Here is a 21,776-nt window from a genome sequence, read left to right as displayed (position 1 = left end):
ACAATGACGTCCTCATTACATTCGTCCTAACGTTTTCCGTCCTACAGCGTGCGTATGCTTCATTTCTCCCAATTTACTGCTACTTGTCATTCCAAATTGCGTATATTGCGCAAGTAGTAGTTGAAGCGTCGCTAACGCATCGTCTAGTGCATTATGTTCAGGTGCTACCGGTAGCCCTAAACGCTGTCTACACACCGTCAATGTAGCACTATTATTAGGTAAAACCTGATGCTGTTTTTTAAGCTGGTAAACCGCTAATTGAAGGGTATCAATAAAGGTTACGCTCACACTCGGTAAACCACATTGCATGACGGCTTTGTTCAGTGCGGCAAGGTCAAGTGTTGCATTATGGAATACCAATACATGGTGTTTTAGTAAAGGGTACAGCGTGTTTATCACCTCATTTAACGGCTGCCCTTTTTCTAGTAGATCACTTGTTAAACCATGTATCACAGGGCTTTGTCCCAGTACTGCGTTGGTGTGAATCACCTCATAGCGGCAGGTGCTAAGATCAATTGAAAAGTTTTTCCCTCCAACCCACCCTATCGATGTAATTTCGGCTTGCTTCGCATCTAACGATGTTAGCTCTAGGTCAATCGCGAGTAACGGTAAAGACGCGAGTGTCATATTATGAAATGCCATATGCGTTGGCACTTTACTTGAACGCAACCAAGACATTAGGCCAGAGAACATCACTACGCCATGCCTCCTGAAAACTTCATCACCATAGCTTGATTAGCGCGGTCTATTGCTTTGAAGGCGGCCTTTAATTGATGTTTTTCGATTGAGGACAACTCAGAGACAGACACACAGTTATCGGCAACATTGTTTTGTAACTGGTGACGCCAGCGCAACCGATTGAGAAACAACCAAATATCACGAAGGTTATTTGCATCACGAGGTGACAACCCTGACGTTTCGGGGAGCGATGCTAGCCGGGCGAGTGTGTTCGGTAAAGTAATACCGCTTTCCAGCGCGTAAATACGAGCAATATTATTAATAAGGGCAACTGCACGCACTTTTAAGTCTATCGTGTCTTTCTGCGCTCTTCCCTTTTCGTAAGTAAATTTATGAAACATTGATAACGGCACGCTGACGTCATTACTGTGTCTCGCTAGCGCCGCGAGAAACATGCTTTGTTTCAGCAGCGGTATTCGTTGCGTTTGTAATTCATTAAACAGCGATTGATCACCTGCTGCGCAGCGTGTATCCAGAAAAATATTAAAGTGCATGATGGCATCTTTGGTAGGCGCATTGACCCATCGTTTAGCTTCAGCCAGAGCACCAGAAAGGGACAAGCGCAGTGCGGGGTTGCTAGCCATAATATTACCATCGCACAATTTAATGCCGCATTTTGCCAACCCATTACACACATAATCAGCCATGTTAGCAAAGTAGTCAGCTTGTTTTTCATTCGGGTCATTGCCAAGAAGTAATGCATTATCTTGATCAGAGCCCATGGTTTGGTCTTCACGCGCTTGCGAACCATACACTAGCCACGCAAACATCATGGGCGCTTTACCATTATCTTGCTGAAAAAAGCCAATAAGCTTACGGGTCATAATATCCGTTGCTTGCGATAATACCTTTCCAGCAATATCGTAATCACCAGCACGTTTCGCATGCGAAGAAAAATAGTGGGGAAGCTGCCACGACAATCGCGTCAAATCATAGAGATTCTCAGCTTTAGAGAGCTCTCCTATGATAAAGAGGACATTTCCTCGTTGGTGACGGATGATATCACTGGCAGTGAGCATACCTACAGGCGTTTGCGTTTTCCTATCTATCACAGGTAAGTGATGTATATTACGCTCGGTCATCATCGACATTGCGTCAAATAATGTTTTATCGTTGGTAATGTTAGCCGGGGCTGCGGTCATTATTTGACGGACCGAGCACATTGTATCTAACCCACTGGCCACCACTCTTGAGCGTAAGTCTCTGTCAGTCACTATACCGACAAGTTGCGAGTGCTCTGTGATCAATAATGATGACACCCGCTGGTCCGTCATAATGGTAGCGGCGTCTCTTATTGATGTGTCTACATCGGCACCTATTGGTGTTTTATCAATAACATCCCTCAACCCTTTGTATAACCACATTGAGTTGGAGTCATTCATCGCCTTGTTTTGTAATGCGTTATTTCTAAGATTTTCAAAAAAGCTGCGTATTTCAGTATTGTCCAGCAACGAACGACATGCCGCTTCAGGAAAACAGAAGATTAAGCCCGCACTTTCCACCGTTACAGTTAAAGAATGGCGTTGATTGTCTAAAATATTGGGGAAACCAAAATAATCCCCCTCGCTAACGTGGCGTACCGCTCCTGGCTCGTCAACCACCGAGAATTGACCACTTTGAACCAAGTATAAACTGGGTTCATCTCCTATCACCGTCTCAATGTTATCTTTCGTCACATAAATAAGAGAGGCATGATGAATAAGAGGCGCTAAAACATCCTCGTGAAAGACATCAAAAGGAGCAGAGGTTTTCAAGAAATCTGACACTTGTTTAGCAATGGCTGTCATAACGCCTCCAAAATAAAAAAACCAATCACTTCGAAGAAAGTGATTGGTTTAGACAAGGGCCAGATAAATCTGGCCTAATCACATTCATCGCTTAGTGTGCTGACGCCTCACCAGCCCCTTTAGGGTAACGAATGCTTTCTACTAACTCTTGAATTTCTTCTGGCGCTTCATCCGTTGCTTTAAACACGATAAACGCGACTAAGAAATTCACCATCATACCAAGCGTACCAATACCTTCCGGTGAAATACCGAACCACCAGTTTTCAGGAGTATTAGCTGCAGGGTTCACGAACTTGAAGTAAATAATGTAGGCCGCAGTAAATGCAATACCTGCAATCATACCTGCTATCGCCCCTTTATCATTCATGCGCTTGCTGAAGATACCCATAATAATCGCAGGGAAGAAGCTGGACGCTGCAAGTCCGAAGGCAAAGGCGACCACCTGCGCGACAAATCCGGGCGGATTAATACCGAAGTAACCGGCAATAACAATTGCCACCCCCGCAGCAAGACGTGCATAGAACAGTTCGGCTTTGTCAGTGATATTGGGCGCAAAGTTACGCTTCAACAAGTCATGCGACACCGACGTAGAGATAACCAACAGTAAGCCCGCCGATGTAGAAAGCGCTGCTGCAACCCCACCGGCCGCTACAAGTGCAATAACCCATGCTGGCAAGTTCGCAATTTCTGGGTTTGCTAACACCATAATATCGCGGTCGACTTTCATTTCGTTACGCTCATCACCTGAATAGAACATGACGCCGTCACCGTTCTTATCGTTAAACTCGATAAGACCCGTTCTTTCCCAGTTCTTTATCCAAGCAGGAGCTTGCTCGTAACTTGTTCCGGTTAACTCTGGCCCATTGATTGTTTCAATCATGTTCACACGAGCGAACGCAGCAAGTGAAGGCGCAGTGGTATACAGAATAGCTATAAACGCTAACGCGTAACCCGCAGACTTACGTGCATCATGTACTTTAGGTACAGTGAAGAAGCGAACAATAACATGAGGAAGACCCGCAGTACCTACCATCAAGGCAAATGTGATAAAGAAAACATCAATGGTACTCTTAGTACCGGACGTATATTCATGGAACCCGAGTTCCATCGACAGGTTATCGAGCTTTTGCAATAGGTGCATGCCCGAGCCATCAGCCAGTGTCGCGCCAAAGCCTGTTTGTGGAAGGATATGGCCTGTCACCATGATTGAAATAAATACAGCAGGAACAATATAAGCAAATATCATCACACAGAATTGTGCAACCTGCGTGTACGTAATGCCTTTCATTCCGCCCAATACGGTATAGAAGAAGACAATTACCATACCAATCACCACACCGGCGACGATATCAACTTCTAAGAAGCGACTAAATACCACACCAACACCGCGCATTTGACCGGCTACGTAAGTAAAACAAACAAATATAGCGCAGAATACCGCAACGGTTCTTGCCGTTTGAGAGTAGTAGCGGTCGCCTATAAAATCAGGCACGGTGAACTTACCGAATTTACGTAAGTACGGCGCTAAGCAAAGTGCAAGTAACACATAACCGCCCGTCCAGCCCATTAGGTAAACAGCACCGTCATAACCCATGAATGAGATAAGGCCAGCCATTGAAATGAATGAGGCTGCCGACATCCAATCTGCCGCCGTTGCCATACCGTTAAGCAGCGGAGGTACACCACCACCTGCAACGTAAAAATCGTTAGTTGATCCTGCTCGTGCCCAAATGGCAATAGCGATATAAAGGGCGAATGTTCCGCCAACAATAATAAAAGTGAGTGCTTGGACGTCCATGGTATTACTCCTCGTCTACGCCATAACGTTTATCCATGTCTTTCATTTTTGCCATGTAAACAAAAATGAGTGCCACGAACACATAAATAGAACCTTGTTGCGCAAACCAAAAGCCCAGTTTAAAACCAAAAAATTGGATGTTATTCAGTGCGTCGACAAATAATATGCCTGCACCAAACGACATAATAAACCACACGACTAAAAGCTTAAAAAGGAGAGATAGGTTCTCCTTCCAGTACGCTTTTTTGTCATCATCATTTCTAAAAGCCATTATTCCGTCCCCATGTCAGGTTAATCGGTTGTTGTTTTTTTACATTTTCCTAACGCCCGGCTTTGATAACGTTATTGCCATCGGTGGAAAACAATTTTTTTGTTATCACGGACAGCAAAGTCAAGCATTTTAGGAGCTCGCGTATTACTCTAGACCTGACGAGAAAATTCAGAAATGAGACCATGGTCGTAGGTAGACTATGGTCGAAATGCTTATAATGGACATGTAGTTGTAAATAACACGTTAAAGGAATGGTATGACATTCGGTTGGGTCACCCTTGCAGTTCTCTATCTTTTTCTACTGTTTTCACTTGCCAGTTGGGGGGATAAAAACTCGCCGACCGCGCGGGCGTTAACGTCTCATCCTGCAATATATTCACTTGCGCTCGCCATATATTGTACGGCGTGGACCTTTTTTGGCATGGTTGGCCAAGCTAGCAGAGACACGTGGATTTACCTGCCTATCATGTTAGGCCCCATGTTAGTGTATTTACTCGGCTATAAATTTATTTATAAACTAACGCTCGTCAGTAAAAAGCAGCATATCACCACGATTTCTGACTTTATTGCGTCGCGTTACGGTAAACGTCAAACCGTGGCGCTATTTGTCACATTGATTGCGTTATTAGCAACTATCCCTTATATCGCATTGCAACTTAAGGCCGTTGGATCGACCTTTCAGCTTCTCACTCAACAAGAAAACAGCCAGTTTATTATTATGGCGGCCACAGCCTTCATCGCCATTTTTGCAATTTATTTTGGAACAAAACAAACCGATGTGACCCAGTACAGGCGCGGGCTAATGCTTGCTATTGCGTTTGAGTCGACAATAAAGCTACTCGCTTTAGTCCTTGTTGCGATTGTCGGCTATAGTGCGTGGAAACAAGCGCAGTCTGGCCCATTTTTCGAAAGCTTTATGAATGAAGCGGCGCTGTCGCAATTTGGTTCGTTTACGTTTATTGCACAAACCATCATGGCGGCGGCAGCTATCGTCTGTCTGCCACGGCAGTTTCACGTGGCAATCATAGACAATTTAAGCCTTGGGCATATCAAAACCGCTCGCTGGTTGTTCCCGCTTTATCTGGCTATTATCTCTGCTGTCATTCCTGTTATTGCCATTGCAGGTAAAGCAATATTTCACGGCCAGGCGGTTGAACCTGACTCGTTTGTCCTCTCTCTTGCTGTATTTTCAGAATCAGTATTACTGCAAGTTATTGTGTTTATTGGGGGGCTGTCTGCTGCTACGGCCATGATCATTGTTGCCACACTTACGTTAAGTACTATGTTGACGAATGATGTGATTCTGCCGCGCTATTTGGCTCTAAAAGACGCCACAGAACAAACACAGGACTTCTCAAAACAAATCAGACTTATTCGGCGTTTAGTCATTGGTTTTATTTTATTAATGGCATTTTTGTATCATCAACAAATGACCACCAGCCGCTCGCTTCACTCTATCGGGTTAATTGCATTTTCTTTGGTTATACAACTTATGCCTGCCATTGTAGGGGGCTTATACTGGAAACGTGGACATGCGCATGGTGTCTATGCTGGCTTACTCGTTGGGTTTATTATTTGGGTGTTATGGCTGGTGCTGCCGGTGGTTGGCGACCGGGTTTCACAGGTAGAGCAAAACGACCTTATTAGCCAAGGCGCCATGATTAGTTTAGCGGTTAATGCTCTCGTATACGTTATTTTCTCTTGGTTTGCACCACAACGACTTATTGATCGCATTCAAGCAGAAGCCTTTGTTTCACCCACAATGGCATCTAACAGCGTCTCAAAAAACCAGCATGGAAACGTAAAAGTTTCCGACCTCATCACCCTGCTCTCCACATTCATGGGCTCAGGCCGATGCGACCAACTTATCGACCAATACCAACAATTAAACCACTGTGAATTGAAAAATGATGATACGCCCGATGAAGCCTTTTTGGCGTTCTGCGAGCGCGCACTTGGGGGAGTAATTGGCGCATCAAGCGCAAAAGTGTTGTTAGATAGTGCCCTGCGCGGAAAGAAAATGGACTTCACCGAAGTCATTAATTTCTTCGATGATACAACACAGGCAATGCAATTCAACATGACTGCACTGCTTACCTCGCTTGAAAATATGGATCAAGGCATAAGCGTCGTTGATAAACACTTAAACTTAGTGGCCTGGAATAAACGTTACGCCGCACTCTACCCTTACCCTGAAGAGCTCTTGTCGGTAGGCACGCCTATCGAAAAACTTATCCGATATAACGGAACGCAAGGTGAGTTCGGCTCTGAAAACGTTGAAGAAGAGGTTAATAAACGCTTAGAGCACTTGCGCTCGGGGCGTACACATCGATTTATTCGCCAACGTCAAGACGGTCGAGTGATAGAAATGGTCGGCAATCCTCTCCCTGGTGGCGGCTTTGTTACTAGCTTCAATGACATCACGGGGCATGTTGAAATTCAACAAGCGCTTGAAGAATCAAATATTGATTTGGAAGCACGTATCAAAAAGCGCACGGCAGAAGTGCATTCCATTAATGCTGAGTTACGTCTAGAGATAGAACGGCGCTCAGAAGCTGAAAAGGAACTTATTCGCGCTCGAAAAGCAGCAGAAGATGCCAATGCGAGCAAGTCACGATTTTTAGCATTAGCCAGCCACGATGTATTACAACCGCTAAACGCCGCAAAACTTTATATAACCGCGTTAGAAGAGCAGGAACTGTCAACAGCAGCAAGTACCATCGTCCATAAACTTAATCATAGCGTAGCGTCCAGCGAAGCGTTAATTGGTACCCTGCTCGATATCTCTCGACTCGATCAAGGTGAAATGAAACCTGAAATTGAAGCGGTAAATGTGAAAGCCTTACTCACACCCCTTGTAGATGAGATGGCGATGCGAGCAAAAGAGAAAGGCCTTTCTCTTAACGCCATCATTCGTCCTGTATGGGTGAAAGCAGATAAAACATATCTGTATAGAATACTGCAAAACTTGCTTTCAAATGCAGTGAAGTACACTGAAAAAGGCAAGGTACTACTGACCGTAAAAACACAAAAGGACCGTGTAGTCTTTAGTGTTTACGATACTGGAATAGGCATTTCTAGCGATAAACAAAATGCGATATTTGGTGATTTTTATCGAACGAATCAAAGTAACGAGCATGGACTTGGGCTGGGGCTTGGGGTAGTAAAACGGCTAAGTAAGCAGTTACAGAGCGATATTAACGTTTCATCTACCATTCATCGAGGAAGTCACTTTTCAATATCACTTTTAAGCACTACGCCGGTTATCGATGAAGCCACAACAAAAACTAAAAAAGCGACAACGTTTTCTGGTCTTCAAGTGCTGTGTGTTGATGACCAAAAAGAGAACTTAGACGCTATGAAGACGTTGCTTGAAAAGTGGGGCATTGCCGTGCGCCTTGCCAACAACTGGGAAGATGCGCTCGCGCTTTGCGATGCAATACCTCCGCACATTTTATTAATGGACTATCAACTTAGTCATGATGACAACAAAAACGGGCTGGCACTTATTGATGCCATCAGGTTAAGGCTTAACATTGTCATTCCGGCAGCGCTAATTACCGCCACACCAGATGAAAGCTTGGTATCCCGTTGCAAAGAACAAGGGGTTAACTATTTATCAAAACCATTAAAGCCAGCGAAACTTCGAGCGCTACTACAAAGTATGACGCGATATATTGAAGAGGCACATAACAACGTGAGCGAGTAAGGAAACTGGCTGAATAGCCTGAAACCGCTACCCGCATATACACGCAAAATTTAGGTATTTGTTAATACAAAATGTAGGTTTATCTTTTATGCCTGAGGGGGCGTGAGGGGTTCTATAGACGCGTCATCAACAGGAAGCGTGGCGGTCACTTTTCCCATTGTTCCCCACACTGTTTTTGGGTTAATTAGCACAGGTCGCGTCAGTATTAAGTTATTAGGGTACATCAATGTTTCTCGTTCTGCGGTTAAAAGCCGTGTGCTAAAAGGCCCTAAATCTGCAATGTAGCCTTCAATAAAGTTATCACCGTCAAGAATTCGAATAAAGTTGCCACGCCGGTAAGCGACATTGGTTAATAGTATAAAGTACGCCGTGATATTACTGATTAACGACCAGCTTGCGAATAGTGCTACCCCGGTGACGGTGATAATTGATGTAGAAAGGACCAACAGACCTGAAAAGTCTATGCCCCACGCCAGCAACAATAGCGACAAAGAAACGGTTGCAACAATAACTCGGGCGGCAAACAAGCCTTTCAACGCGCTGCCTGATTTCAACTTAGACTTTGTTATATTGCTCTCTACTTTAGGCAGTAATTTTCGAGACACCACCAAGTAGAACAGCACAACAACTCCGCTCCAAATGATGTTGGGCTGGTAAGCGTAAAACCACAGTAACGCGTGTTGCCACAATTCGGACATGTCCGTTGCTCCTCGATTAAAAAGCGCGCATAGTAAGATGAGATGTAATAAACTTCATACAAATAATTCGCTCATCAGCATAATAATTATTTGTAAGACAAAGCGACGCGTAAAAACTAGTATGCGCGCAAATTTACTGTATTTTTTTCTTACGCCACTTTATCGCCAGACAACATTACACTAAAGTATAAATGGCAAACCAACTAACTCAAAGGCTTTATATAATGCGCATTGCGATTTTATCCAGAAACCCTCGTTTATATTCTACGTCACGTTTAGTAGAAGCGGGGAAAGAGCGAGGACATGAAGTAGATGTCATCGATACCATGCATTGCTACATGGATGTGACCAGCGCCAATCCATCCGTGAGATATAAAGGTAAAAGGCTGCCTCGTTACGACGCTGTTATTCCTCGTATTGGCGCTTCTGTAAGTTTTTACGGTACATCAGTAGTAAGGCAGTTTGAAATGATGGGGACTTACAGCCTTAACGAGTCAGTGGCTATTAGCCGTTCTCGCGACAAGCTTCGTTCATTACAACTGCTTTCTCGTAAAGGGATTGGCATGCCGCGCACAGGCTTTGCCCACCACCCGGATAAAATTGATGACGTAATCAAAACAGTAGGGGGTGCTCCTGTTGTCATTAAGCTATTAGAAGGTACACAGGGTATCGGCGTTGTGCTTGCCGACACACATAAAGCAGCCGAATCTATTATTGAAGCCTTTATGGGGTTAGATGCCAGTATTTTGGTTCAAGAGTTTATAAAAGAAGCTGGCGGCAGCGACATTCGTTGCTTGGTGGTAGGCGGAAAGGTTATTGCGGCAATGAAACGTCAAGCTGCACCTGGCGAGTTCCGTTCTAATTTACACCGTGGGGGCCAAGCTAGCTTAGTCAGACTAAGTCCTGCTGAACGTAAAACCGCCGTAGATGCGGCTAAAACCATGGGGCTTAACTGTTGTGGTGTTGATATTTTGCGCTCAAACAATGGCCCTGTTGTGATGGAAGTTAACTCATCGCCAGGCCTTGAAGGTATTGAAAAAGCAACGAACAAAAACGTGGCAGGTATGATTATTGATTTTATCGAAAAGAGCGCACAGCCACACAAAACAAAAACTAAAGGTCAGGGCTAAATGAAAGGCGACATATTAACTATTGGCGGGCAAAAGGTTGCAATGGGCGAGTCGGTCAAAATTGACCTTGAAATGCCTCCCTTGTATACCGCAACTAACATGAGCATTCCTGTTTTCGTAAAACGAGGAAAGCGACCGGGCCCGGTGATGTTTGTCAGCGCAGCTATTCATGGAGATGAATTAAATGGTATCGAGATCATTGGGCGTCTAATGCGCTCGAGCGCCATTAATCGCCTTCGTGGAACGCTTATCGCTGTTCCAATGGTTAATGTGTATGGCGTACTTAACCAGTCTCGTTATTTACCTGATAGGCGCGATTTAAATCGCAGCTTTCCAGGGAGCAAAAAAGGGTCATTGGCAGGGCGATTAGCGAATCTTTTCTTTAAAGAAATCGTCAGTAAATGCGATGTAGGCATCGATCTTCATACTGGCGCAATACACCGTAGTAACTTGCCACAAATCAGGGCAGACCTTGATGACCCTGAAGTATTAGCAATGGCAGAAGCCTTCGGCGTGCCAGTGTTACTTAATGCAGAAATTCGCGAAGGTTCACTTCGTCAGGCAGCAAGCGACAACGGTGTTAAAGTGCTGTTATATGAGGCTGGTCAAGCACTACGTTACGACGAGTTTTCAATTAGGGCTGGCGTAAAGGGTATTATTAATACCATGCGCCATTTAGGCATGCTGAATAAAGGTAGGGCAAAAGGCCACAGTATTTCGCGTTTTGTTGCGCGTCAAAGTGGCTGGGTTCGTTCACCTGAAAGTGGTTTTGTAACGCATTTGGCGCAATTGGGCGACCACGTGAGTAAAGGCGATAAATTAGCCAGCGTTGCTGACCCTTTTGGTGCCCATTTGGCAAACATTATTAGCCCTGCCGAGGGCGTAGTAATAGGAAAACAGAATATTCCGCTCACCCAAGAAGGTGAGGCAATATATCACATTGCTTATTTTACCCAACCTGACACGGTAGCTGAGCATGTTGAATTACTTCAAGATAACCTGCTTCCACAAGAGCAGCTAGACATTGAGTGAGAATACAGTGAAAGACAAAAAAACTGTTGGTGTCGTAGAGCGTTGTAACCTTCCGGCACTCGCTATAAAGGGGTTGCATGTAAGAGTAGACACAGGGGCGGCTACGTCCTCTTTGCACGTTGATAACATTGAAGAAGTAGAACGAGATGGTGAACTATGGATTCAGTTCGATATTCACCCTGATATTCATAACGTAAAAAATGTGGTGCGAAGAGAAGCAAAAGTCGAAGCCAGAAAACGCGTAAAAAGCTCAACGGCAACAAGAGAAAGGCGTTATGTCATAACTACGTCTATAATTATGGAAGACATGCAGTGGGATATTAAACTAACACTGACAGATAGGTCGGAAATGACGTATCTCATGCTTCTTGGGCGTGAAGCAATGGAAGGCCGGTTTGTCGTTGACCCAGAATACGAGTATTTACTAACCAGTATCGATTAAGAAGGAAGAGTGGGTGAAAAGGAGCATTACCACAACTGTTTTTTTAACATCTTTTATCGCGCTTGGCGGCATTAATAGTAGTGTCTGCGCACAAGATAATGATATCACCCTCCCCGACGCCAATGCACATACCGAACTTCGTTTGCCGAATGTGCATCCTGGCCGCGATGGCGTGTTTCTGTATGCAAAATCATTGCTAGAAATGGCAATGATCGCCACGCAAGAGCGTTATGGTACATTTGAATTTGTCATTTCCGAGAGTGAACTCGCACAAGAGCGCCAACTGCGCAGTTTAGAGCATGATTTACTAGATGTAACGTGGAGCGTAACGTCTAAGGATAGAGAAGCCCAGCATCTTGCAGTGCGCATCCCCATTATGGCGGGTTTATTCGGAAAACGCGTTCTTCTGATAAACGAAAGCGCGACTACCTTTAATACCCCGCTCACACTTTCACAGCTTCAACAACTACGTGCCGTGCAAGGATATGACTGGCCAGACACTAAAATTTTGCGTCACAACAATATCGGAGTCTTAGAGACAACCTACCGCGCCTCTTTTCGTATCGTAGCTGAAGGGTTCGCCGACATGTATCCCCGCGGTATTATGGAAATTGACGGTGAAGAGAGTAATAAAGCGTTATCTCGCAATTTAGTGATTGAGCCTAACCTCGTACTCTCCTACCCTAGCCCTATGTTTTTCTTTACTGGAATCGATAATGCTTTGCTTGCAGAGCGCATTACCGAAGGCCTACTTATCCTCATTAAAAACGGTGAATTCCAGCGCCACCTGTTCGCTCAAGAGTTGTATAAAGACAGTATGAATATGCTAAAAGGTAGAGCGGTTATTCCACTCGAAAACCCACTATTAAGTGAGCCGAGCAAACAGGCAATGGACACATTTATGCCGCACTTTGCAAACGAAAATAATGGCTTGCATGATGTAAAGCAATAACATCACCCACAGCGTAGATAACCTATGCTATCTGCTCGTGGGGGGCTCTAATTCTAGTTGCGAGGCGATTAATACTGCTTGCGTTCGGTTGTTGATACCTAGCTTTTTGAAAATGGCAGTTACGTGCGCTTTTACGGTTGCTTCAGCGATATCTAAATTATAACCAATCTGTTTATTTAACAGCCCATCACGCATAAAACATAACACTTTGTATTGTGACGGCGTGAGCGATGCGACATTATCAGCCAATGCAGAAAATGCCTCATCAACTTCGTCAACACTGTCACTTAAATTAGGCGGTAACCAGACATCGCCATCTAAAATGGCGTTGACCGCTTCAGCGATATCAGACGAACTAGCGGTTTTAGGAATAAACCCTAACGCACCTGCACTCATGATCTTAGTAATGAGTAACGCGTCTTCAGTTCCAGACACAACCGCCACGGGTACATCAGGATACAGCTTGCGAATGTGAAGCAAACCAAACAAGTCGTTGCTGCCTGGCATATGTAAATCAAGAAGCAGCAGGTCGACATCGTTTTCATTTAGCATGTCGACCGTACTGGTTAAGTCACCAGCCTCAAGCAGCGTCAAGGCTGGTAAAGACAATGATAACGCCCCCCGCAGGGCATCCCGATACAACGGATGATCATCGGCAATGAGTAAAGTTATCATTGATTTATCCTTTCACTTATTCAGTCGCTCCTTAATGAGTGTATCAACAACTGATGGATCCGCCAATGTCGATGTATCACCTAATTGCTCATGCTCGTTCGCGGCAATTTTGCGCAATATACGACGCATAATTTTGCCAGACCTTGTCTTAGGAAGGCCGTTCGACCATTGGATCATGTCTGGTGTTGCAATTGGGCTTAATTCTTGGCGTACCCAGGCTTTCAGCTCTTTAGTGAGTGCATCGTCGACCACTACGCCTTCGTTAGGCGTCACGTACACATAAATACCCTGCCCTTTAATATCGTGGGGATAACCCACAACCGCAGCTTCAGCCACTTTAGTGTGTGCGACCAATGCACTTTCAATTTCAGCCGTACCCAAGCGGTGGCCCGAAACATTTAATACATCATCTACGCGCCCGGTTATCCAATAATCGCCGTCTTCATCACGTCTTGCACCATCGCCGGTGAAATAGACGCCTTTATAAGCACTGAAATAGGTATTAATAAAACGTTGATGGTCGCCATAGACCGTTCTCGCTTGGCTTGGCCAGCTTGCCTTAATAACTAAGTTGCCTTCAGCGGCTCCATCAAGTTCATTGCCATCAGCATCAAAAAGCGCAGGTTGGATACCAAAAAACGGACGTGTTGCCGAGCCAGGTTTCAAACTTGTGGCCCCAGGAAGCGGTGTAATCATGTGGCCACCAGTTTCAGTCTGCCACCATGTATCCATAATCGGACAACGGCTTTGCCCAATAACACGGTAATACCACTCCCATGCTTCTGGGTTGATAGGCTCGCCCACTGTACCTAGCAAGCGCAGCGAAGAAAGGTCACAACCTTCTGCCGGTTTGTCACCGTGTGCCATCAGGGCTCGAATAGCAGTGGGGGCAGTGTACAGGCTACTAACCTTATATTTTTCGACAACCTGCGCAATACGTCGCACATCAGGATACGTTGGCACGCCTTCAAAAAACACCTGCGATGCGGCGTTAATCATTGGCCCATAAACCATATAGCTATGGCCCGTGATCCAACCTACATCCGCCGTACACCAATAAATATCATCGTCTTTGTAATCAAACACATATTTAAATGTCATCGCCGTATAAAGCAGATAACCACCGGTAGTATGAACAACGCCTTTAGGCGTGCCGGTTGAACCAGAGGTATACAAAATGAATAGCGGGTCTTCGGCATTCATGACCTCAGGTTCACATTGAGCCGAGCAATCGTCTATCGCGTCATGCCACCACACATCATGGTCACTATTCCACTCAACGTTTCCACCCGTTAGCTTCTGCACGACAACATGCGTAATCGACGGGCACGCATTATTGGCAAGCGCCTTATCAACATTGGCTTTCAATGGAATTGCGCGGCCCGCTCGGCGTCCTTCATCGGCGGTAATGATCACTTTCGCCGCACTATCATTGATTCTGTCGGCAATGGCATTAGGAGAAAAACCACCGAAGATGACAGAATGAACGGCACCAATGCGTGCACATGCCAGCATGGCATAAGCCGCTTCCGGCGCCATAGGCATGTAGATCGCAACGCGATCACCCTTCGTAACACCCATTTTTTTAAGGGCATTAGCAAGCTTGCACACTTCATAGTGTACCTGCTGATATGTGACTTCCTGACTGTCTTCTGGCGAATCACCTTCCCAGTAATAGGCCACTTTTGTGGCATGCTTGGCAAGGTGTCGGTCAATACAGTTATAGCTTGCATTTAAGCTACCGTCTTCGAACCATTTAATTGAGACATCGTCAGCACCAAAATGCGTATTTTGCACCTTTGTTGGCTTACTGTACCACTCGAGCATACTTGCATGTTCGCCCCAAAATGCATCAGGGTTGTCAATTGACTGCTGGTACATCTCGTCATATTGCGCCGCTGTTAAATGCGTCGATTGTAAAATAGAATCTGGTACAGGGTAGGTCTTACTGGCAGTCATAATGTTGCCTCCGAAATCAAATAGATAAAAGGTTACGCTTCATACTAACCACTCTAATCATTCAGTACTAAAGAAAAATGAGACTTTGGTCTTAACGGCTATTTTTACTTCGCGAATTGGTGGGGAAAGACACGAACACATGCTGACCATCTTTACTCATTGATAGTCAGCATATGACGTGTGTTGTGCGTTGGATTAGAACTTAAATACAACCCCGGCACGGGCTACCGTTGCAGTAAAGTTTTCATAGTCAACACCATACTCAGTGTCGAAATGAGTAAGCTGGGCGAAGGCGGTTAGGCCTGTTGTCACTTTGTAGCCATAGTTAATATACGCAGTAGTATTCTTGTTAAGCTCGGTAAGGCTTAACCGGTCACGTTCGCTGTCATCGACAGAGGCACTGGCGTACCCCACTTTCACGTTACTATCAGGGCTAACGTTCCAGCTTACAAAGGTAAAGAACCCGGTCTCGCTGAAACTTTCTCTTACTTGTCCATCTGCATTCAGCCTAGCTGCAGGCGCTATACCCAAAGCGTTTTGGTTATTTAACGCTTCACCTGAATAGTATTCAGCATTAACGCTCACGTCGCCAAAATTAAGGGTGGTATACACCTTAAATAGATTCGCATCTTGGTTTTCACCCGCACCAAAATTCGGCTCGTCTTCAAATTGAAGGCTAGCAACGTGACCAGCAAAACCTACCGTATGGCCAGAAAATTTGTAGTTAACATCAACAGCAAGGCCCGGCATGCGCCCTAACTCGTTAGCATTAATACCTCCCGCGGTTGCATTACGCCCTTTTCCTGTCAGCGCACCGGTAATGGTTAAGTCGTCGATTTTATACGTTGCCCCAACCTCCATCGCTAAGAAACCCGTGTTACCCGCGCGAAACGCATTACCAATCCAGTTATAGCTTCCGCTCGACTTGATACCTGATGCGGTTGACCATTTCTGACCACCGAAAATAGTTAGGTTCTTTGAATAATCATAATAAAGTGTGGCTAGTCGTAACCTTGCCTCTTGCGCCTGAATAGCAGTTTGGTTGGTAAAACCGTCTTCACCATCAATAAAATCAAACTCCAAAACACCACGAATCTTTTCATGCTTCATGTTTAGCGAGAACCGCGATTGGGCAGCTTGGAAAGACGTAGATTCAGATTCTAAAAAGTTAGTCTGCTGTTCGGTTGCAGGAGCACCTCCAAAAATATCCGTGCGTAATGCATGGGTTGGCGCCACTTGACTATAGGTACTGCCGTAACTTGCAATCCCCTGACTTGAGGTGACCGCTTCCGTTTTTATCATTCCTTTGAAACTAAACTCAAAAGCGTCAACCGGTGTGTTTACTAATACTAATGCAACAGAAGCTGCAATTCGCTTTAACATGTGATTCTCCCGTATTTACAATCATCAAAATCAGATTCGAACGTCTGAATTATTCTTTAGTGGGAAAACAAGAGACGTAAACAGCATTGGTGCTCGCCCTCAACCCGCTAACGAAAACTTAACATTTATTAAACAAGTTAATTGTGAGATAAAAATTAGAAAATTACTCTACATATCACGCTCGGTGCGACCAAAGTCTTACGATTTATAGTGTTTTCATAGGCTTTTGAACGGTAAAGCTTATGCTTAATCTAAAAATCGATCTTGTGATCGCAACTAAAAGAATGAAACGCGGTTAAGTAACTAACGCCTTCGTTACTACGTAATGGAAGAATAAGTATAGGTGGTGTTGTGAGAAAACGAGCAGTTAAGCGAGGGAATACCGCTAATCGTTTAAAGAAAGTGGTATATTTAAAATGATGAAGACTGTTACGCACCTATTCGCCTTTTCATGTTATTGCTTACAGCAGTGGCTTCATTGAGAGCAGCGCTTCGTGTTCTGCCTTATCAATACCGTCTTTGCTCCAATGCAACCAATGGTTAAGCGACACCGTAGGTTCGACAAAATAGGTGTTGTTACGCCCCGTATTTTTCACCTTATACAGTGCCCAATCGACTAGCAACAACGAGCGCTGCCATGTTGTTACATCGACAGCACCCTCACCCCAAGGGATATAAGTAGCCCCCGCAGAGAAAGTAATTGGCGTAGGTAATTCCAATGAAATATGAATATTGGCAAGTGCACCGTGTATTCGTTTATTAAGCGTGGTGATGTCTGACATTAATATGCTGGGAACAATAAATAAAAACTCTTCTCCGCCCCAGCGCAATAAGCAATCGTCTGCTCGGCTTACGTGCTTGATTGCATTTGCAGCACTTATTAACACCTCATCGCCCTTATCATGCCCAAAAGAATCGTTGATACGCTTAAAGTTATCTAAATCTAGTAGAAAAATTGCGCATACCACGTCGTGTTGATTGCCCTTATCCAGCCGCCTGTTTATCAAGTTCAGTAAGCCAGGAAGAAACTCTTTGATTGCACGGCGATTATTTAACCCTGTCAACAAATCGGTATTGGCAGCATGCTTCAGTACGACATTCTTTTCTTCCAGCTGACGGTTAACATTTTCATACGCCGATGTGCGCTCTTTAACAATATGTTCTAGACGGGCATTCTGCGCTTCAAGCGTCTTGGTTCGTAATAACACCAACCCATAAAGCAAAAGAATGGCTAAGCCAATGAGTATCACTTTCGCCCACCACTGCTCCCACCAAAATGCATCAGCGTTAATTATAAGGTGTGCGGGACTTCCCCAGTGGATACCATCAAACGTTGCTTGAACCTCAAAAGTGGACTCCCCGGGCGGAAGGTTTGTGAAATAGGCAACGTTTCGTTCACCTGCATAAATCCATTCATTTGCACTGTCGGTCAACCGGTATCGGTATTTTGCAATGTCCTCGCTGCCGAATATGGGCTGGGTGAAACCAATTTCAATATGTCGATTTTTACTTTCTAGTTGAATAGCTGAATCTTGCTGAATGCGAATGCCATTTTGAAATGTGCCCGTAATGACAACTCCTGTCGACCTTATCTGATAGACTTGTAGCGGTAGTGAAAGTACCCCCTGTAAAGTAGGAAAATAGACCCGCTTATCAAACACTACGCCTCTTCGATTACCCGCCCCATTACAACAGCGTAGTGCATCTCTAGACACAAATGTACCATCGTCGCGTAACAACATAACACGGTTTATTTCATTGTCTTTGAGTGCGCTTAAATCTAGCGTAAAAATGCCGCTAGCACTACTAAGCCATACTTGCTCCTCAGCAACATTAACACTGAACAAACTTTGAAACGGCAATCCGTTAATACCCGAATATTGCACCCACGCTCCAGAATCCGGCTTGTAGAAAAGTCCAGCACCGTAAGTGGCAACATACACGCCTTTTTCGTCATCTTCGGTAATGCTAGATACAAAGGGGCGATTTGGCGTGGGTAGCATGGATTCTTGCCATACGGTTCCATCGTTATAATAAAGCCCTGACTCGGTGCCTACCCATAATCTGTTGTCAACTGCACGGTAAACACTACGTACAGCCTGATTAGCAAAATAAGGAATGCGGGTTACTTGCCGCTCAGGGTCTATCGTGAATAACCCATTATTGCTGGCAATATAAACGCCGTCAGCATCGTCAACGAGGGAATTTATCTGCACATTATCGACGCCTTTCTGCGGCAAAAAAGCCATAGCATTGTTACGTGATATATACAGACCATTTCGCGTTCCTACATAATGCGTGTCGTCTTTTATCAAAAAACTGTAGGCCTCTTCACCCTCTATGAGTGCTGGCGAAATATAGTCGCGCCACTCTCCTGATTCGGACTTTTTAAAAATCCCCAAATCCGTTGCCGCATAAACCGTATCAGACACGAAGAACGACCATACTCGGGCGTTAGCTAGCGCTGAGTTAGTATTTTCTCGCTTAATTGGCGTGCTCCAATAACTTATAAGCCCCTGAGTTTTCGTACCGAGCCAGATGACATCGCCGCTACTATATAAACGAGGATCATCACGGGTAATATTATCGGGCAGTGTTATATCGAGTGGCACTAACGCTATTTCTGGAGATTGAGTAACGCGAAAGAGTCTGCCATTAGTATCAAGCGCAAGTATTCTGTTCGAATTAGCATGAGATAGACGCTGTATATCTTGAGTAACGTTATGCGTAGCATAACGTAATTGGCAATTATCGTTTGCATATTGAAGCGCATATAGCCGGTTTGAAGCGACGAAAAAAACCTGCGATGCAGTCACAACCGTATTTTCAATGCGAATATCATCGGGAAGTTGAAAACGACACTGCTGCGAACCACTTTGCTCAGCCTGAAGGTTTACTCGTACTAACTGGTTAGTACGTTCCAGCAACCATAAATTATCACCGTGTGCGTTAACGGAAATAACGTCATCAGTGGCAAAGCCAGCTTTGCTGAGTGACCCATCGTGGTAGTGCCATAACCCGTTGCCTGCCAGCCAAATGTCACCATTGCGCGTTTGTGCAATACTGGTGTAGGTGTTCTTATTTCCAGTCAGCGGCGAAAATGTGTTTCCGTCAAATATCGCTACACCATCAGCGGTTAGCACCCACACTTTTTCGTTATCATCGCTGTATAGCTGGGTAACCCAGTTAGACGGTAAGTTAGGTGCATTGATGGTATTAAAAATTTCAAAATGCCGCCCATCAAAACGGGCTAAACCATTTTCAGTACCTATCCACATCAGCCCGCTTTTATCTTGCACCATCGCTTTGACTGAAATTTGTGGCAACCCGATGGTTGCCACTCTCTGCCCATTTTCGATGGTATCGCTATTAGCCACTTCCCATTGTTCAGACCGATAAGAGGCTTGCGTAGAGGCAACGACGGTATTCACAAGAAAGCATTGAGCGATTAAAAAAAATAGTAAACAGCGCATAGTCGCGATAACAAAACCTTTTAGGCTAACACGTGATGGTCACATCATTAATTATGGCAGTCTTCACTATGCTGTAAAGACTGCTTTGCTTATGTCTAAAATCCGAGGGGATACTGCTGCAATACTTCACCAATGCTGGTCAACGTATCCTCACTCAACGCAACGGAGAAACCATCGATGTTTTCTGCCAATTGTGCGGTTGTTGTTGCTCCAATAATTGTACTGGTCACGCCCGGTACCTGTTGACACCATGCAAGCGCTAATTGAGACGGTGTAATTCCTGCACGTTCGGCAATTTCACAGTAGCGCGCTGTGGCCTCATGGCCGGTTGTTTGATTTCGAAACAAACCTTGGCGCTGCGTCATAGTCCAGCGCGAACCTTCCGGGCGCGCATTATTTTGGTACTTACCACTTAACATACCGGTTGCTAAGGGTGACCATGGTAAATACGCAATGTTTTCTAAGGTGCACATTTCAATTAAATAAGGCCAATCTTTAGCGTGCAGTAGGCTAAATTCATTTTGTATGGAAACCGGGGCAGGAATGTTCATCTCGCGACAAAGCGTTAAGAATGTATGTATCCCCCATGGCGTGTCATCTGATAAACCCCAATGACGAATTTTTCCGCTATCTAACGCCGCCTTGATACCGGTAAGAATATCGCGCATGCCGTCGATTTCTTTCTCTGGAGAGATACGAGTAGGATCGACTTGATTTGGCCAGTGCTTGCCAAAATGCGGTGTCATACGGTTAGGCCAATGAAGCTGATATACATCAACGTAGTCGCTATTTAAACGTTTCAACGACGCATCGAGTGCAGTGGCAACAGCCGTTTGAGTAATGGGCTCACCTTCACGGATATAAGAAAGCCCGGCTCCCGCCACTTTCGTCATGACCACGAGCTTATCTCTTAGCGCACTATTTCTCGACAGCCAATTACCGAGTATTCGTTCGGTATCGCCATAGGTCTCTTTGTTTGGAGGAATAGGATACATTTCTGCAGTATCAATAAAATTAATACCTTGGTCTATTGCCATCGCTAGTTGTGCATCAGCGTCTTGCTGAGTATTTTGAATACCCCATGTCATTGTGCCTAGACAAATGTCCGACACTGAAAGCTCACTTGCCCCTAGCTTATTGTATTGCATACTTTCTCCAGCTTATTCTTGCTTGTTAGCGCGGTTTTATTTAATGCGTTTATCACTATACGCCAGTATTGCAAGAACATACCAAAGCAAGAATAAAAAATCTCGAAAGTGATGATTAACACAAGATAAAATAAGGTAAGTATCGACCCCGTTTCAAGCGTATAAGCCTAATCGCAGGGTTGTACAGGACATCAAGAGATGAGGGAGACGAAACGCATTTACACATTGCGTTTCGTATTAATAACCTCTTAGCACATTATGTAGCACTGTGGTGCTATGACGACTTAACTTTGACGCACACTTGGTCACCATAATAATTATTGGTGTAATTACATTGCGTACGCACTTGCGCGTTAGCTTGGGTGGCAATCGTTTTCTTTGTTGATAGTTTTTTAATGATAGTGTTCATATTCGCTCTCCTTTTTGGTTGCAATGATTATCATAAATCTACAAATAAGATTAAAGCGGCAAATATCAATCGCCATTATCGTATAAACAAATTAAGAATGCGGACGACTAACGTAATCAGCAAATAGTAGAGAGGAATACCGTCTGACGGTAACGGGGGAAATAAGATAAAT

Annotated in this window: 16 protein-coding genes; 5 read left to right on the top strand and 11 right to left on the bottom strand. The window is 44.7% G+C overall.

Translation table 11 applies throughout. The features are described from left to right. Positions 1 to 15: 15 nt before the first annotated feature. From AC27EZ_RS15775 to AC27EZ_RS15760, 4 genes are all read right to left on the bottom strand, one after another. On the bottom strand, positions 16 to 642 hold the full coding sequence (locus tag AC27EZ_RS15775; protein WP_487136240.1) for a 3'-5' exonuclease: 627 nt from the start codon (positions 640 to 642) through the stop codon (positions 16 to 18). 53 nt (positions 643 to 695) lie between these two features. Beyond that, the gene (locus AC27EZ_RS15770) at positions 696 to 2,525 is read right to left on the bottom strand and encodes a DUF294 nucleotidyltransferase-like domain-containing protein (protein ID WP_487136239.1); all 1,830 of its coding nucleotides are present in this window, start codon (positions 2,523 to 2,525) and stop codon (positions 696 to 698) included. 91 nt (positions 2,526 to 2,616) lie between these two features. Then, complete coding sequence (locus AC27EZ_RS15765) at positions 2,617 to 4,323, bottom strand: sodium:solute symporter family protein (RefSeq protein ID WP_487136238.1); 1,707 nt, start codon at positions 4,321 to 4,323, stop codon at positions 2,617 to 2,619. 4 nt (positions 4,324 to 4,327) lie between these two features. Next, a complete protein-coding gene (locus tag AC27EZ_RS15760) occupies positions 4,328 to 4,594 on the bottom strand; it encodes a DUF4212 domain-containing protein (RefSeq protein ID WP_487136237.1) in 267 nt (88 codons plus the stop codon). Positions 4,595 to 4,850: 256 nt separating this feature from the next. Here AC27EZ_RS15760 and AC27EZ_RS15755 point away from each other — a divergent pair, with 256 nt between their 5' ends. Then, entirely contained in the window at positions 4,851 to 8,303 is a 3,453-nt protein-coding gene (locus AC27EZ_RS15755) for a PAS domain-containing hybrid sensor histidine kinase/response regulator (RefSeq protein WP_487136236.1), read from the top strand. A gap of 86 nt (positions 8,304 to 8,389) precedes the next feature. Here AC27EZ_RS15755 and AC27EZ_RS15750 read toward each other — a convergent pair whose 3' ends face one another. Continuing rightward, positions 8,390 to 9,001: a mechanosensitive ion channel domain-containing protein gene (locus AC27EZ_RS15750; RefSeq protein ID WP_487136235.1), complete on the bottom strand. Its 612-nt coding sequence runs from the start codon at positions 8,999 to 9,001 to the stop codon at positions 8,390 to 8,392. Between the two features lie 224 nt (positions 9,002 to 9,225). Between AC27EZ_RS15750 and rimK the strand changes: the two genes are divergently transcribed. From rimK to AC27EZ_RS15730, 4 genes are read left to right on the top strand one after another with little or no spacing between them, the layout of a single operon-like run. Then, positions 9,226 to 10,131, top strand: coding sequence for a 30S ribosomal protein S6--L-glutamate ligase (gene rimK, locus AC27EZ_RS15745; RefSeq protein ID WP_487136234.1), 906 nt, complete (start codon positions 9,226 to 9,228; stop codon positions 10,129 to 10,131). Continuing rightward, complete coding sequence (locus tag AC27EZ_RS15740) at positions 10,132 to 11,163, top strand: succinylglutamate desuccinylase/aspartoacylase family protein (RefSeq protein WP_487136233.1); 1,032 nt, start codon at positions 10,132 to 10,134, stop codon at positions 11,161 to 11,163. A gap of 7 nt (positions 11,164 to 11,170) precedes the next feature. After that, positions 11,171 to 11,605 carry an ATP-dependent zinc protease family protein gene (locus tag AC27EZ_RS15735; protein WP_487136232.1) on the top strand — a complete coding sequence of 145 codons (435 nt, stop codon included), beginning with the start codon at positions 11,171 to 11,173 and terminating at the stop codon, positions 11,603 to 11,605. Between the two features lie 13 nt (positions 11,606 to 11,618). After that, the gene (locus AC27EZ_RS15730; RefSeq protein ID WP_487136231.1) at positions 11,619 to 12,557 is read left to right on the top strand and encodes an amino acid ABC transporter substrate-binding protein; all 939 of its coding nucleotides are present in this window, start codon (positions 11,619 to 11,621) and stop codon (positions 12,555 to 12,557) included. Between the two features lie 27 nt (positions 12,558 to 12,584). Here the strand turns inward: AC27EZ_RS15730 and AC27EZ_RS15725 are convergent, their stop codons facing one another. From AC27EZ_RS15725 to AC27EZ_RS15700, 6 genes are all read right to left on the bottom strand, one after another. Then, the gene (locus AC27EZ_RS15725) at positions 12,585 to 13,232 is read right to left on the bottom strand and encodes a response regulator transcription factor (RefSeq protein WP_487136230.1); all 648 of its coding nucleotides are present in this window, start codon (positions 13,230 to 13,232) and stop codon (positions 12,585 to 12,587) included. 12 nt (positions 13,233 to 13,244) lie between these two features. Further along, positions 13,245 to 15,191: an acetate--CoA ligase gene (acs, locus tag AC27EZ_RS15720; RefSeq protein WP_487136229.1), complete on the bottom strand. Its 1,947-nt coding sequence runs from the start codon at positions 15,189 to 15,191 to the stop codon at positions 13,245 to 13,247. 195 nt (positions 15,192 to 15,386) lie between these two features. Further along, positions 15,387 to 16,574 carry a hypothetical protein gene (locus AC27EZ_RS15715; RefSeq protein ID WP_487136228.1) on the bottom strand — a complete coding sequence of 396 codons (1,188 nt, stop codon included), beginning with the start codon at positions 16,572 to 16,574 and terminating at the stop codon, positions 15,387 to 15,389. A gap of 461 nt (positions 16,575 to 17,035) precedes the next feature. Then, positions 17,036 to 20,005: a diguanylate cyclase domain-containing protein gene (locus tag AC27EZ_RS15710; RefSeq protein ID WP_487136227.1), complete on the bottom strand. Its 2,970-nt coding sequence runs from the start codon at positions 20,003 to 20,005 to the stop codon at positions 17,036 to 17,038. A 137-nt stretch (positions 20,006 to 20,142) separates the two neighbouring features. Next, the gene (locus AC27EZ_RS15705) at positions 20,143 to 21,195 is read right to left on the bottom strand and encodes an aldo/keto reductase (RefSeq protein ID WP_487136226.1); all 1,053 of its coding nucleotides are present in this window, start codon (positions 21,193 to 21,195) and stop codon (positions 20,143 to 20,145) included. Between the two features lie 274 nt (positions 21,196 to 21,469). Further along, positions 21,470 to 21,604: a hypothetical protein gene (locus tag AC27EZ_RS15700; RefSeq protein ID WP_487136225.1), complete on the bottom strand. Its 135-nt coding sequence runs from the start codon at positions 21,602 to 21,604 to the stop codon at positions 21,470 to 21,472. Positions 21,605 to 21,776: the final 172 nt, after the last annotated feature.

The sequence above is a fragment of the Alteromonas sp. 4NH20-0056 genome (assembly GCF_057539655.1).
The sequence above is the reverse complement of the archived record's forward strand: the minus strand, read 5'-3'. Positions and strand labels throughout refer to the sequence as shown.

Coding starts and splice junctions, on each gene's coding strand:
- AC27EZ_RS15740 (WP_487136233.1), top strand. CDS start 10,132: ATGAAAGGCGACATATTAACTATTGGCGGGCAAAAGGTTGCAATGGGC.
- AC27EZ_RS15755 (WP_487136236.1), top strand. CDS start 4,851: ATGACATTCGGTTGGGTCACCCTTGCAGTTCTCTATCTTTTTCTACTG.
- rimK (WP_487136234.1), top strand. CDS start 9,226: ATGCGCATTGCGATTTTATCCAGAAACCCTCGTTTATATTCTACGTCA.
- AC27EZ_RS15775 (WP_487136240.1), bottom strand. CDS start 642: ATGGCATTTCATAATATGACACTCGCGTCTTTACCGTTACTCGCGATT.
- AC27EZ_RS15725 (WP_487136230.1), bottom strand. CDS start 13,232: ATGATAACTTTACTCATTGCCGATGATCATCCGTTGTATCGGGATGCC.
- AC27EZ_RS15700 (WP_487136225.1), bottom strand. CDS start 21,604: ATGAACACTATCATTAAAAAACTATCAACAAAGAAAACGATTGCCACC.
- AC27EZ_RS15715 (WP_487136228.1), bottom strand. CDS start 16,574: ATGTTAAAGCGAATTGCAGCTTCTGTTGCATTAGTATTAGTAAACACA.
- AC27EZ_RS15750 (WP_487136235.1), bottom strand. CDS start 9,001: ATGTCCGAATTGTGGCAACACGCGTTACTGTGGTTTTACGCTTACCAG.
- AC27EZ_RS15770 (WP_487136239.1), bottom strand. CDS start 2,525: ATGACAGCCATTGCTAAACAAGTGTCAGATTTCTTGAAAACCTCTGCT.
- AC27EZ_RS15765 (WP_487136238.1), bottom strand. CDS start 4,323: ATGGACGTCCAAGCACTCACTTTTATTATTGTTGGCGGAACATTCGCC.
- AC27EZ_RS15705 (WP_487136226.1), bottom strand. CDS start 21,195: ATGCAATACAATAAGCTAGGGGCAAGTGAGCTTTCAGTGTCGGACATT.
- AC27EZ_RS15760 (WP_487136237.1), bottom strand. CDS start 4,594: ATGGCTTTTAGAAATGATGATGACAAAAAAGCGTACTGGAAGGAGAAC.
- acs (WP_487136229.1), bottom strand. CDS start 15,191: ATGACTGCCAGTAAGACCTACCCTGTACCAGATTCTATTTTACAATCG.